At 56.0% G+C, this 439-nt stretch carries 1 protein-coding gene; it reads right to left on the bottom strand.

Annotated features, from left to right (window positions below; translation table 11 throughout):
* A partial coding sequence (locus ACK59L_RS21520) for an immunoglobulin-like domain-containing protein (protein WP_409275963.1) occupies positions 1-439 on the bottom strand: 439 nt, incomplete at both ends.

Genomic DNA, 439 nt, shown 5'->3' with positions numbered 1-439 from the left:
ACTGGCGATCGATTTAACGACCGGATCGTTAGCACCGACGTAGTCGTTGTCTGGCGCGGTCACAGTGACCGAACCTGTTGTGCCATTGGCTGGGATAGTGATGACGGTCTTGCCATCGTCCAGCGTGAAGGTCAGCGCGCCGTGTTTGTCGATCGGCAAGCCGTCTTTGTTGGTCAGGGTCACGGTGTAAGTGATCTGACCACCTTCGGTGACCGAATCGGTGGCGGTGAGCTTAGCTACAACTTCGTCGATGGTGTCAGTCACTTTGACCGAGGCATCGTTGCCCAACTGCAGATTTTCGAACGTGCGGCCGCCAGCGTCGGCTGCCGACTTGATACCTAAGCTGATTTCGCCCGAGTCTTTGTAAACGTCATCGCCTTGAGCGGCGTGCTCATAGGAAACAGCAGTCTGACCGGCCTTGATAGTGACTTGAGCGTTG

The sequence above is a fragment of the Pseudomonas sp. KCJK9111 genome (assembly GCF_046231935.1).
In the GTDB taxonomy this organism is placed as follows: Bacteria; Pseudomonadota; Gammaproteobacteria; order Pseudomonadales; family Pseudomonadaceae; genus Aquipseudomonas; species Aquipseudomonas parafulva_B.
Note: the sequence above shows the minus strand (reverse complement) of the source record. Positions and strands in the feature narration are given on the sequence as shown.